Raw genomic sequence first — 13,642 nt, 5'->3', positions numbered from 1 at the left:
AGACACGGCAACGACAGTAAAAGGGGACGGTCGTGCGAAATGACCGAAGAAGAGGCCCGGCCGGCCGCGGCCGGGCCGGGCGGGCGGCGCTGGCCGTCCTGGCCGGTGCGGCCCTGCTCACCTCCCTGACGGCACCGGCCGCCGCCGACCCGGAGCCCGCCGCGGCCGCCGCGCCCGCCTTCGCCTCCGTCAACTACGCGGTGGCCGTCGACCAGTCGGCGAGCCTCGCGCCCGCGGACATCAAGGCGGAGAAGGCCGCCGCGGCCCGCATCGCGCTCGGCGACGTCTCGGCCACCTCGCACATCAGCGTGTTCGGCTTCGCCGCCGCCGAGTCCGCCGACCAGCGGGCGGTGGACCCCGTCTGCCCCCGCACCCGGCTGGACGCCGCTGGACGGGAGTCGGTCGGGGGCTGTGTGGAGAAGCTGCGCAGCCGCGAGAAGGACGAGGGCACGGGAACGGACTTCCCCAGCGCGATACGCCAGGGCGTGCACGAACTGAGCTCGGGCACCGACCCGTCGGTCCCCCGGGTGCTGTTCCTGCTCACCGACGGGGAGATGGACGTCACCGGCAGCCCCCAGTACGGCGACCCGGCGCACCGCGAGGCCGAGGGGAAGCGGCAGCTGGAGCTGGAGCTGAAGAACGCCGCCGCCAAGAACGTACAGATCTGGCCACTCGGCTTCGGTCCCGACCCGGACAAGGAGCAGCTCGACAGGATCGCCGCCGGCGGCTTCCAGAAGGGCTGCGTGGACCTGCCGTCCGCCCGGCCCACCGCCCGCAAGGTCTCCGGGGCCAAGGACGTCGGGCCGGTGCTGGAGAAGATCTTCGCCGCCGCGCACTGCCTGCGCTACGAGGCGGGACCGAGCAAGCGTCCGCCCGCCACCCTGCCCATCACCATCTCGCCGCTGGCGACCGTGGGCAGCATCGTCGTCGACAAGGGCACCCCCGAGGTGACCGTCACCTACACCGACCCGCTCGGCAACAAGGTGCCCACCACCGGGAAGTTCAAGGACTCCACCTTCGAACTCGCGGGCGGCGGCGGCACCGTGGAGGCGCTGAAGATCGTCGACCCGGTGCCCGGCCGGTGGAAGGTCGACGTGAAGGCACCCGAGGGCCACCGCTCCCTGCCCGTCGGCGTCAGCGTCCTGTGGCAGGGGGAGCTGCGCGGCTCCATCACGATGGACCCGCCCTCCCCGCAGGCCGGGCAGAAGGCGACCGTCACCATGCGGCTCCAGACCCGCGAGGGCTACGAGATCAAGGACCCGGCCGACTACGCCGGTCTGAAGGTCAGCAGCAGCCTCACCGGCGACGGCTTCGCCCCGCTGCCGCTGCGGCTCACCGACGACGGCAAGGGCGCCGACCCCACCAGGAGCGACGGCTCCTTCAGCGGGACGGTCACCGTCCCGAAGAGTGCCGACGGCGCCCTGAAGGTCAGCGGCACCCTCACCGCCTCCGGACTCAGCGCCGACACCCGCAGCGAGGGCGGCCAGGTCGCCCCCGGGGCGCTGCCCGTCACCACGGCGCTCGGCCCGGTCCGCGGCGACGGCCACCCCGGGGGCACGGTCACCGCGAACCTCTCCGTCACCAACACCACCGATGCCCCGCACACCCTGAAGCTGTCCCTCGCGGACGTCCGGGCGGGGCTCCTCACCGTGAGTCCCGCCGAGATCGTGGTGAAGCCCGGCGCCTCCTCCACCCACGAGATCAAGCTCCGGATCGGACCGGAGGAGTCCTTCGACGGGCGGCTCGACGACGGCGCCCTCGGCATCGGCGGCACCGTCACCGTCCAGGACGCCACCGACGGCGACCGCACCCTGGTGCGCACCCCGCTGTCCGTCCAGGTCACGCCCGAACCCGGCCTGTTGGACCGGTACTGGTGGGTGCTGGTCGGCGCGGTCGCGCTGATCGTCGTCGGCGTCCTGGTGGCGCTGGCCTGGCTCCGGCAGCGGCGGGCCCGCCGCGACCCGCGCGGGCTGACGCTCCACCTGCTCTCCGAGGACGGCGACGTGCTCGGGGTGCACACGGCCGGGCCCGGCCACAAGCAGTGGTACGCGTTCGACATCGCCGAGGCGCACAGCAACCCGCGCATCGAACGGCGCACCAGCGGCCGGTACGCCGTGCAGCGCAGCCCCGAGGGCGGGGCGGTGCTGCGCAAGAACGGCGGTCGCACCCGGGAGCGGCTCACGGCGACCGGGCGGGTCGGTCTCACCGACCGGCTGAGCCTCGCCCTCGGCGAGGACTCCGTACGCGCCACCGCACCCGACCGGCCCGACCCGGTGACCACGACCGGCGGGAGCGACGACTACCTGTGAGGCGCGCGCGCCGTCCGCCACCCGGCGGGCGGCGCCGCAGGACCCGGCGTCACCGCACGGCTGCGAGCCCCGTGGCCGTGCGGTGACGCCCATGGACGAACCGGCCCCACCCCGGCCGGAAGCGGGAGGAACCCATGAAGATCTTCCAGCCGATGCTCTTCGTCGGCCTGGGCGGCACCGGCGGCCTCGTCGGCGCCGAACTGGAACGCAAGCTGCGTGTGGACCTGTGCGGCCCCGACGGCACCGCCCTCCAGCACATCGGCGGCCTCGCCCCCTACCAACTGCCCGACTGCCTGCAGTTCGTGTACGCGGACTTCAGCGAGTCCGACCTCCAGCGACTGCCCCAGTTCAATGTGGACTCCTCGCTGCGCGCGGCGTACGCCCGCACCTCGCGGGCCACCCACAACCTCCTGCCGAACTTCGACAGTTCGCCGGAGGTGACGCAGATGCTGCGCGCCAGCCTGCGCGAGGAGGTCGCGGGCTGGCTGCCCTCGCGCGACGGCGAGCCGCGCGTCACCCCGCTGCACAACGGCGCCGGCCAGCTCCCCACGGTGGGCCGCGCCGCGCTCTTCGCCACGCTGCGGCACTCCCTCCAGCCGGTGCTCGAACCCCTCCTCCAGGCGATCGACGCCATCGCCAAGTCGGCGGGGGAACTGAGCGAGCTGGGCGGCGGCCGGGTCACCGGCTGCGACGTCTTCGTGGCGTTCTCCGTGGCCGGCGGCACCGGCGCCGGGATCTTCCTGGACTACCTGCACCTGATCAACCAGGCGTTCAAGATGCGCCGCTTCAACGGCGTGAAGATCTACCCGCTGGTCGTCATGCCGTCCTCGTTCCCCGCCGCGACCGGCGGCGGGCGCGAGGCCGAACTGAACGCCGCCCGCTCGCTCGTGGATCTGTTCCGGCTGGTCGACGGGCAGAACGCGCCGACCGCCGGGGCGGAGCTCGGCGACCTCGACCAGGAGACCGGCCTCGGCATCCGCTACCCGGGCGTCACCCCGGTCCGGCTGCGCACCGGGATCCTGCCCACCGCGTTCCTCTTCAGCCCCACCGCGGGCATCCGCCAGGACGACCTGCGGCGCTCCATCGTCTCGCTGGTGATGTCGCTGATCGGCACCGAGCTGGGCGACAGCCGGGCCCAGGGCCGGGCGATGGCCGGCGACGACGACTTCCAGACCTTCGCCGCGAGCTTCATCAACCGGGGCGTGCAGCGCAGCGCCCTGTCCCCCACCGGCATCGGCCGGCAGGGGGTGTCGACCAGCCTGGTCGCCTCGATGACCGCGCCCATGGACCAGCTGGCCGACCTGGTGGCGGGACGGCTGCTGCGGGTCGCGGTCACCGAACTGGTGGAACGGCCGCGCAACCCGGCCAAGGACGACACCGTGCCGCTGGTCCGCCAGCTGTTCGCCGACTCCCAGCTGGAGGAGTTGTGGGAGCGCAAGCAGTTGCCGGTGGAGGACCCGCAGCCGCTGCCGCGCGGCGGCAAGGCGATCGAGGAGGCGCTCAGCAACCGGATCGGGGACATGCAGCGCCTGCTGTCCGAGCTCCAGTCCATCGCCGACCGGCAGGCCGCCGCGATGGCGGCCCGGTTCAGCCCCCGGCCGGCCATCGAGAAGCTCCTCCAGAGCGTCGACCCGTTCCTCGCCGAACGTCTCGTCAGGGGCGTCCCGGACAGCGAGGACGAGATCACCCGGCTCGGCTTCCTCGGCATGCTCTCCGCCCGCGCCCGCTCCCCGAAGCGTCCCCCGGGCGTCACGGACCAGCCCCCGAAGACCCCCAGGATCAAGGGCCGCATCGCCGGGATGTCCCCGGCCCGGTGGGGCGACGACGACGTGCGGGCCGCCCTCCAGGCCCAGGACAGCTGGTACCGCTGGCGGTGCCGGGCCGTGTGGCACGAGGCCTGGCGGGAGCAGCAGCAGCGCTGGCAGTCGCAGGCGGACACGGCGGGCACCGACCTGGTCCGGCTGGTGAACGCCTTCCGCAAACACGCCGACCAGGAGCGCAAGTCCGCCGAGCAGAAGGGGCTGGAGCTGTACGCGGAGCGCACGGGCATCTCGTACCTCCTGCCGCCGCAGCGCAGCCTCAACCACTTCTACGAGGACGTGGTGGCCCGGCTCGTCCGCGGCGAGGGTCTCCGCGAGAGCGACGACGAGGCGTCGCTGCTTCTGCGGCTCATCGACGGGGACACGTGGCGGGAGGTGCACGCCCGGAGCCACCGTGACCCCGACGGGGCGGTCGGTGCCGTCAAGGCCCGGCTGGAGGGGCGGATCACCCGGCTTTTCGCCGAGAGCGGCGCACAGTTGGAGGAGCACCCGCTGCTGCCGTCGATGAGCACCCTGCTGGCAGCCGCCGCCGGTGACACGGACGCCACCGACCAGGTCAGCAAGGAAGCGCTCGACCTGTTCAGCCGCAAGCTCACCGGACTGCTGCCGGTCGGCTTCACCCCGGAGGGCACCGGACCGCTGCGGGTCCTGGTCACCCACCCGCGGGTCCAGGCGGGGGACGAGGTGCAGGAGTACCTCGCCAAGGCGCTGCGACTGCCGTCCGACGCGAAGAACTCCGTCGAGTACCGGGGCGTGGAGAGCGACTCGATCACCGTGGTCCTCTTCCGCAGCGAGATGAGCCTCACCCAGGTGCCCGAGGCCCGCAAGGTGCTGCGCCAGTGGGCCCGGGCCAAGGACGACGAGCAGGCCCACGACGTGCTGCGCTGGCGCCAGCGCCTGGGCTTCGAGGACGACTGGATGGTCAGCAGCGAGGAGGACCGGCGCACCATCCTGCACCGTCTGCTGTGCTGCATGTGGAACGGCCAGGTCGACGTCCTGGACGGCGGGACCGCCTCGCCCTCCCGGGTGCGGCTGCGGCTGTTCCCGGAGAAGGGGGCGAGCGTTCCGGGCGTACGGCTGCGGCTCGGCGACTTCCCCGGCGGCATCTCCAGCTGGTCGGAGCTGCTGCGCTCCTACGAACGCTGGACGGTGCTGGACGACGAGCGGACCGTGGAGGACTACTGCAGCAAGCTGATGGGGGCGCAGCCTCTCGGCCTCGCCCGGGCGGGCACCGAGCCGCACCCGATGTTCGTCGAGCTCGTCGAGCGCGTCGCCCCGCGTCAGCTGGAGCTCCTGGAGGAGCGCCGGGAGCTCGGCGGCCAGCGGGTGGACGGCTGGATCCGGCCGCTGTGGGAGTTCTGGGCGGAGACCCTGCCCGCGGCCCTGGACATGGAGTTCGGCGACCAGCGCGCGATCCAGCCGACGCTGCGGACCCTGCTGGAACACGTGCGCGGCGGCGTCCCGAAGCCGCCCCCGTCCCGGCCCGCGCCGGAGCGCCGGCGCGTCGTGGCGGACGACGAGGACTGGGGCACCTCCGCCCCGAGCACCGACGAACGGCTCCGGGACGACACCCTGCCCGGTCCGCGCTCGGCCCCGTACGACGCCGAGGAGCGGTACGCCGGCGCGGACCGGCACACGGACGCCCGCCGCACGGGCTCCGCCCGGTACGCGGAGGAGCGGTACGGGCCGGCTCCCTCGCGCGACGACCGGCCGCCCCGGGGCGAGGGGCGCGGGGAGGCCGGGTACGCGGACGAGCGGCCCCGCGACGAGCGGCCCCGCGACGAACGGTCCGGTGACGAACGGTCCGGTAACGCGTACCCGGGGTCGCGGGCCGCCGACGCCCGGTTCGGCGACTCCCCCGGCGACGACCGGTTCGGCGGGGACGACCGGTTCGCGGGCACCCGGTCGGGAGCCGACCGGTCCGGGGAGGACGAGCGGTACACCGACTCCAGGCCCGGCGACGACCGGTTCGCCGGAGACGGCCGGTTCACCGGCGACGACCGGTACGGCGATCCCCGGTCCCCGAACGGCCGGTACTCCGGGGACGGCCGGTACGCCGGCCCCGGTCCCGACGGCGACCGGCACACCGACTCGGCGGCTTACGGCGACCGGCAGACGGAAGCCGGGACGTACGGCAGCCGGCGCACCGGCTCCAGGACCGCCAACGACCGGCCACGGGACGACGACCGGTACACCGACTCCCGATCCGACGACGACCGCCACACCGGCACCGGGACGTACGACAACCGGTACACCGACTCCAGGCCCGACGACGACCGCTACACCGACGCCCGGCCCGACGACGACCGGTTCGGCGGGAACGAGCCGGTCGGCGGCAGGGGCGGCGGTGCCAGGGACGACGGCGGCGGCCCCGACGGGTTCGGCGAGCAGGACAGGCCTCCGGTCCGCCGTACGGCCGCGGGCGGCCGGGACGGCGACGGCTGGGGCACCGACGAGGGTGGCGCGGGGCGCTCCCGGAACGGGGGCCCGCAGTGACCTCTCCCGAGGACACGACCGCCGTGGTCCGTCTCGACCTGCGCGCCGGGGCCGCGGCCCTGGCGACCCCGCAGGCAGTGCGCGACCGGGTGGCCGAGCAGCTGGGCCGGGCCGGACTGCCGGAACCGGACTACCCGTTGTTCCTGGTCACCGACACCCCGGCCGGGCTGACCGACCACCAGCTCCCGTACGAACTGATCTCCGGCTACCGGGCGGTGGGCGAGGTCCGGATCCTGGTGCTGCTGGTGGGCAGCTCCCCCGGTTCGTACGCCGACGGGGAGGAGGCGTACCTCCCCGACCGGCGGCTGGTGCGGCCCACGACGCTGCGGGCCGCCACGACCGGCCTGGTGTGGGCCGGTGATCTGCGTTCCGCCCGCACCGCCCTGGACCGGCCGGAGCCGGACGACCCCGCGGCGCTGGCCGTCCTGGTGGACCTCCTGTCGGTCCCGGACGTCTTCGTCCGGGTCCTGGAGGGGCTGCGGAAGCTGCCCGACTCCGTCGCCGCCCCCGGGGTCCGGCTGCTGGAGCAGGACCTGCCGACCGAGGTCAGGGACCGGGCCTGGCGGGACGCGCTGACCCGGTTCGCGGGCGAGGACAGCGGGGCGGGCGACCCGGTCGACACCGTCCCGGACGCCCAGTTGCCCGACCCCCTGCGCGCGCTCCTGACGGGGCGGGACGGCCGGGGCCCCGGGCACCGGCGGCCGGACGGCCCGGCGAACCTCGCGCACCGCACGTGCGCGGAGTCCCTGGACCGGGCCGACGAGGACCTCGTCGCGCTGCGGTCCTTCCCCGGCCTCCTGCACCCGGCCAGGCGCGACGCCCTGGAGGCGGATCTGCTCCAGGCCCGCGAGGACCTGGGCGGGTTCCGCGCCCTGGTGGAACGGGCCCTCCAGGGCGGCGGAGGCGCGGCGGCGCCCACCGCGGAGACCGCCGCCCGGCTCGGCGCGCTCGGGCTGCGGGTGCCGCCGGCCGACCGTGCGGGAGAACGCGTCGGCGAGGGGCTCCGCGAGCTGGCGGGCAGGCTCCTCGGCAGCGGGCTCGCGCTGCGTTCGGTGGCGCAGCACTTCACCGCGCTGGCCGGGCGGGTCGAGCCGGTGCCGGGCACCGCCCTGCTGCACCGGCTCGCCGACCACTCCGAGGAGTCGGTGACCCGCGGCTCCGCCACCGAGTACGCCGCCCCGCCCCGCACCCCGGGCACGGTGCTGCTGATGGCGGGCGCGGCGGGGCTGCTGGGCGGCCTGTGGCAGTGGCCCGCCGTCCTGGCGGCGCTGCTGGTGCCGGTGCTGTTCGTGGTCGTCGCGCTGCTCGGCGCGAACCGGCTGCGCACGGACCGGCGTACCGCCCGGTGGCCGGTGGGCCCCCGGGTCGCCGCCGTCGCCGGGGCGGCGGTCGGGGCGGCGGTCGCGTACGCCGTCGATCCGCCGCTCTGGCTCGGCGGGACCGGGCTGCTGGTGGGGCTCGGGCTCACGGCCGAGGCGGTGCGCCGGCTGTGGCGGGACGCCGCCGACTCCTGGGCCGCCGGGCGCGGCACGACGGCGCTGCGCGACGCGCTGGACGGGCTGGACGGGCTGCTGGCGGAGCTAGTCCGTGAACACTGGGCGGCGGAGGAGCGGCTGTACTGCGCGGACGCCGCGCGTTCGGTCGCCGGGATGCTGCGGGCGACCGCTGCCGCCGCCGACGCCCAGGCCGCGCCGGAGCCCCTGGCCCCGGCCGGGACGGGCGGTGCCGGTCCCTACGAGGACGACGACTGGCTCTCCGCGCCCTCCGCGCTGGAGACCCCGGAGTCCGACACCGGCGACGGGGGCGCGGACGACGGCGACTGGGCCGCCGCCTACGCCTGGGACAACACCCCGGACCGGACCGGCGATCACGAGGCCGACCGGTACGACGACCGGGACGGCGACCGGTACGACGACCGGGACCGCACCGGGTACGACGCGGGCCCCGGCCCGTACGGCACGCCGTCCCCGGCCGCGTACCCCGCCGGCCCCGACGACGCCCCGTGGGGGAGCGGCGACGGGGACCGCGCACCGCGCTGGCTGGACCGGGAGATCGGTGAGGGCGGACCGGACCTGGTGGCCACCCTCGCCGGGGACCTCCGCAACACCGCGATGGCCGCCATGGCCCCCTACTGGGGCGCCGTCGAACGCGGTCAGGCCGGGGCGCTAGCGCTCTCGCGGACCGAGGAGCGGGTCCGCGAGCTGCTGTCCGCCGCCCGCCACCACCTGTGGCGCTACGGGGTGCTGGCCCCGCCCCCGTACCCGGCCGACCACCGGGCCCGCACCACGGCGGCCGGACTGCTGGGCACCGATTCGCTGCGGGTCGCCGAACTGGTGGGCCGGGAGGCGGACCGGGGGGCCGTCGTCCAGTTGTCGTCGCCGGAACAGGGGGCCCTCCTGAGCCGCGACCCGGAGGCCGCCCTGTGGATCCGGTTCGCCCCGGGCACCCTCCAGGGCGAGATCGAGGCCGCCTGGCGCAAGAGCGGTTCGCCGCCGGCCGAGGAGGCCCTGTGGACCTCCTCCGGGCGGTACGCGGGGCTGATCCGGCTCACCCCGCTGCGGATGGGCGTGGTGGACACGGTCCTGCCGCGGCAGAGCACCGGCGGCGGCCCACGGGCCGACGACGACCGCGCCGAGCCCTCCGTCCACGCCGAGTTCAGGGAGGACGACCGGTGGTGACCACCACCCCGCCGGGGCGGCCCGGGGCCCCCGGGGCCCCGCGCCCCCACGCCGTCTTCACCGACCCCGCCGGACGGCGCCGGACCGCCCCGGCCCGCTTCGGCCCGGCCTCGCGGCGGGACCCGGCGCTGCCCCAGCGGATCCGCAACGGGCTGCTCGACGACCCGAGGCAGCAGTGCGTCCAGGTGTTCCTGTCGGCGGCCGACGCCGCCAACCCGGCGGCCCGCGCCCTGCTGGACACCGAGGCGGCCACCGCCCTGCGCCTCGGCCGGACCGTGGAGAACACCCCGTACGCCTATCTGTTCCCCACCGTCATCGGCTACGACCTGGACACCGTCGAGCCGTTCCTGCTGTACGCCGCCCCGCGCGGCATCCCCGTCGGACGCACCCATGTGATGTCCGCCTCCGACCAGCGGGTGTTCGCCCGGGACCTGACGCTGGCCCTGTGCCTGCTGGACAGCCAGCAACTCGTGGCGCGCGGGATCTCCCCCGCGACCGTGTTCTGGGACGGCACGTCGGCGCAGTTCTGGGGGCTGGAGGGCGTCACCCGTGCCGGGCGGCCCCGGGCGCCGTGGGGGCGGGCCCCGTTCGCCTCGCCGGAACAGCACCGGGGCGAGGGGGTCGTGGACCCGCGGGACGCGGTGTGGAGCGTCGCCCAGGTGCTCTACCAGTTGGTGACCGGCCGGCCGGGGCCCGCCGACCGGGCCCCCGCCGACCTCGACCGGCACCGCGTGCTCGCCGGCACGCTGCCCCGCGCGTTCGCCCCCACGGCCGCCGGACGCCCCACCCCCGGCGCCCTGCTGGAGCTGCTGGCCCCCGAGGACGCCCGTCGGCTGGGGGCCGCGACCCCGGCGGACGGCTCCCGCCCGCACCAGGAGGCGTTCGACCGGGCGCTGGACGCCAAGCGGCGGGCGCCCGCCGCCCCGGAGGACCCGCCGGACGGGACGCCCGAGGACCGGGCCCCCGGGGAGGTACTCTGCCCGTACTGCCTGGAGAGCATCCAGCTCGACCTGAGCATGCTGTTCGTGACGGACGACCAGATGCAGTACCGGCCGCTGGACCTCTCCCGCATCAGCAACCCGGTGCGCCGCGAGGACGTGATGCGGGGCGCGGTCCAGCAGTGCACGGCCGACCCGGACTTCCCGGAGCACCACATCCCGGTGCCCTACCTCACCCACGGCCGACCGCTGACGGTCGCCATGATCGGCCAGTCCAGCACCGGGAAGAGTCACCTGCTGACCCAGATGATCGCCGAGATCACCGACGGCGGACTGGAGCGGTACGGGGTGGGCTGGCAGTCCGTCAACCCGGAACAGCACGCCCGCTTCGTCCGGGAGCGGGTGCAGCCGCTGCGCAGCGGCAAGGTGCTCGACCACACGAGCGGCGTCGGCCTGGAGGGCTTCGCCCTGTTCGTCGAGTCGCTGCTGCTCACCGACGCGCGCGGGCGGGTGCGCCCGGTCGCCTTCTTCGACCTCGGCGGCGAGGACCTCGTCCGCACGGACGGGGCGCTGCGCTTCCTGCTCGGCATCGACGCCCTGGTCTTCGTCGTCGACCCGGCGCTCGCGCTGCCGCTGCCGCAGCTCGACGGGGTGCGCGAGCGGTGGGGCACCGAGGTGGACCGGGACGGTGACGCGGCGTTCGGCACGGTCCTCGACCGGCTGCCGCGCCGGGGCCCCTATCTGGAGACCCCGGCGGCGATGGTGCTCGGCAAGTCCGACCTGCTGCGGTTCCAGCCGCCGGTGGACCGCTGGCTGGGCGAGGGGCCGCCCGCCGCGATCGGCCCGGACCAGTTCCGGGAGGAGAGCGGGGACGTCTACGCGCTGCTGCGGCAGCACGCCGGCCAGGCCTGGCTGCGGCCCTTCGACGCGTTCCGCCGCTGCACCCTGCACATCGCGTCCGCCACCGGGGGCCAGGAGAGCCAGGGCCGCTACCCGGCGGGCGCGGGGCCGCGCCGGGTGCTGGAACCCCTGGTGTCGCTGCTGGCGATGCACGGGATCATCGAGGCGCCCGGGGGCGCCGCATCATTCGGCGTGGGAAGGGAAAGCCAGTGAACGACGCCCTCGATCGGCGCGAGGAGAACGGCCCGGGCGGCCGGCTCGACCAGGTGGTCTTCCGCTGGGACGGGAACCAGGGCCGCTCCAGTACGGGAATGGCGGCGGTGGCGCACTCCTGCTCCGCCGAGCGCGCGGAGTCCCTCCGCCGTGAACTGGGCCCGCTGCTCTGGGTGCCGGGCCCCGGTCCCGCGCCCCGCCGGAGCAGTGTCCGCGTCTCCTCCCGGGCCGCCGGGACCGTGCTCCTCCAGCGGTGGCCCACCGTGGACCGGGGCGGCCGGCCCAGCACGGCCTGCCACGCGGTGTTCGGCGGCGCGGACACCCTGACGCCGCTGCGCTGCCTGGCTCTGGGCGGCACCGCCTGGAGCGACCGCGCCGTCGCGGAGACCGCGACCGGGGGCCTGCCGACACTGGACGGGGCCCGGCTGCGGGCGACGGCGGCCGAGCGGCTGCGCGGCATGTTCGACGCACTCCCCTCGGTCAAGAGGCCGTTGATGGTGGTGACCGCCGAGTGGCTGCGCGATCCGGCCCGGCGGCTGTCGCTCCTGGCCGAGGACCACGAACTGCCCGGCTGGCCGCGCCAGAACAAGGCCCCCCTGCTCTACCTGGGGCTGCTGTCGGTGTTCGGCGACTGGTTCGACCAGGAGTGGAGCTACGCCACGTACGACACCGTGGACACCCACCCGTTGCGCCTGACCTGCGTGCCCGAGTGGTCGTCCCAGGCGGCGGGCGCCCGCTCGCTGGCCCGCGTGCGGCTGCGGCTGCCCGCCGAGCGGGACGTCGAGATGGCCGCGGCGAAGGAGCTGGTCGAGTACGTGCTCGACCACCCCGGCGCGGCCCCCGGCGTGCCGCATCTCACCGGCGAACTCCGCTCCGCGGCGGCCCTGCCCCGGCAGGAACGGCGCGAGGCCCTGCGCCGCATGCTGAACGCCCGGCACACCTCGCCCCCCGCGCCGGTCCGGGACGAGGACCCCCGCGTACGGCAGGAGGAGCGGTACGGGCGGGAGGACCGCCAGGAGGAGCGGTACGGGCGCGAGGACCGCCAGGAGAGTCGGCACGGGCGGGAGGACCGCCGGGAGAGTCGTTACGGGCGGGAGAACCGCCGGGCGGAGGAGCGGTACGAGCGGGAGAACCGGCAGGCGGAGGAGCGGTACGAGCGGAAGGACCGGCAGCCGGAGGAGCGGTACACGAGCGAGCGCCACGAGGAGGACCGCTCCTACCGGCACCGGGACCAGGACGAGGACCCGTACACGGTCGAGCACCGCCAGGAGGACCGCGGCGCCCGCCAGGACCGGGAGGCGCATCAGGACCTTGCGGGCGCCCGGCAGGCCCCGGAGACACATCAGGACCGGGAGGCGCGCCAGGACCGGGAAGCCCGCCACGAGCAGGAACTACGCCGTCTGCAACAGGAACTGCTGGTCCATCAGCGCGTCGACGACGCCCAGTCCGCACGGCTGGCCGCCCGGCTCCGGGACCTCCGGGACGCCCAGTTGCTGGCCCTCCTGCGCGACGACGGGCTGCCGTGGGCCTCCCGCGATCTCGTCCTGACCGAACTGGGCCGCCCCGAGCGGCAGCGGTCCCGGGACGAGGAGACCGCACACGAGCTGTGCTCCGAAGTGCTGCGGCACAACCTCTACGTCAGACCCGGCCGGCCCGAGGCGGACAGCCCGTCCGTCCCGGAGACGCGGGAGCGGGCGGCCGGACTCTTCTCCTGGGCCGTCGCCCCGCTCCTGCGGGACCCCCTCCGGGCCCCCGATCTCCGGTCGCTGTTCAACATCGTCCTCAAGGACGGCCGTGACACCGACATGGAGTGGCTGCGGCTCATGCTGGTGACGCCCCCCGACGGCCGGGCCCCCGACCTGCCACCGCAGCTGTGGCAGCAGGTCGTGGCGGACCTCCTCGCCCGCCCCGTGTCCGTACAGGCACCCGCACCGGCACGCGCCCAGGCGACACCCGCGCAGCCCGCCACCGTCCCCGCCGCCGCCTCTGCCGCCGCCCAGGCCCGCACCACGGCCGCCTCGACACCGCAGATGACGCTGCCGTCCCCGTTCGCGGCGGCGTCGTCCACCGCACCGCCGCCGCGGGCCGCACCGATGCCGACCACGCCCCCACGGAAGCCGGCGCCCACGGGGCAGGACGCGGAATCCCCGCAGCAGGGATTCCTCTACCAGAACTGGTTCGTGGGCACCGTCGCCGGGATCGTCGGTGGGGCGATCATCGGCCTTCTCCTGCTGATCGTCCTCAACTGACCGCCGGCCGGCGGCGCGAACCCGTCACCCGCCGGGCGC

At 75.5% G+C, this 13,642-nt stretch carries 5 protein-coding genes; all 5 read left to right on the top strand.

Going from position 1 to position 13,642, the window contains the following annotated elements:
* Window positions 1-32: 32 nt before the first annotated feature.
* The 5 genes from DTB53_RS00480 (at window position 33) to DTB53_RS00460 (ending at window position 13,603) form a co-directional block, all read left to right on the top strand.
* Complete coding sequence (locus tag DTB53_RS00480; RefSeq protein WP_012380175.1) at window positions 33-2,309, top strand: VWA domain-containing protein; 2,277 nt, start codon at window positions 33-35, stop codon at window positions 2,307-2,309.
* Between the two features lie 134 nt (window positions 2,310-2,443).
* Entirely contained in the window at window positions 2,444-6,625 is a 4,182-nt protein-coding gene (locus DTB53_RS00475) for a tubulin-like doman-containing protein (RefSeq protein ID WP_012380174.1), read from the top strand.
* The gene (locus DTB53_RS00470) at window positions 6,622-9,303 is read left to right on the top strand and encodes a hypothetical protein (protein ID WP_012380173.1); all 2,682 of its coding nucleotides are present in this window, start codon (window positions 6,622-6,624) and stop codon (window positions 9,301-9,303) included. Before DTB53_RS00475 ends, DTB53_RS00470 begins: the two co-directional genes overlap by 4 nt.
* Window positions 9,300-11,354 (top strand): hypothetical protein, encoded by a 2,055-nt coding sequence (locus DTB53_RS00465; protein ID WP_012380172.1) that lies wholly within the window; start codon window positions 9,300-9,302, stop codon window positions 11,352-11,354. Before DTB53_RS00470 ends, DTB53_RS00465 begins: the two co-directional genes overlap by 4 nt.
* Window positions 11,351-13,603 carry a hypothetical protein gene (locus DTB53_RS00460; RefSeq protein ID WP_012380171.1) on the top strand — a complete coding sequence of 751 codons (2,253 nt, stop codon included), beginning with the start codon at window positions 11,351-11,353 and terminating at the stop codon, window positions 13,601-13,603. The genes DTB53_RS00465 and DTB53_RS00460 overlap by 4 nt, the downstream gene beginning before the upstream one ends.
* The last annotated feature ends 39 nt before the right edge of the window (window positions 13,604-13,642 follow it).

The sequence above is a fragment of the Streptomyces griseus genome (assembly GCF_900460065.1).
In the GTDB taxonomy this organism is placed as follows: Bacteria; Actinomycetota; Actinomycetes; order Streptomycetales; family Streptomycetaceae; genus Streptomyces; species Streptomyces griseus.
Note: the sequence above shows the minus strand (reverse complement) of the source record. Positions and strands in the feature narration are given on the sequence as shown.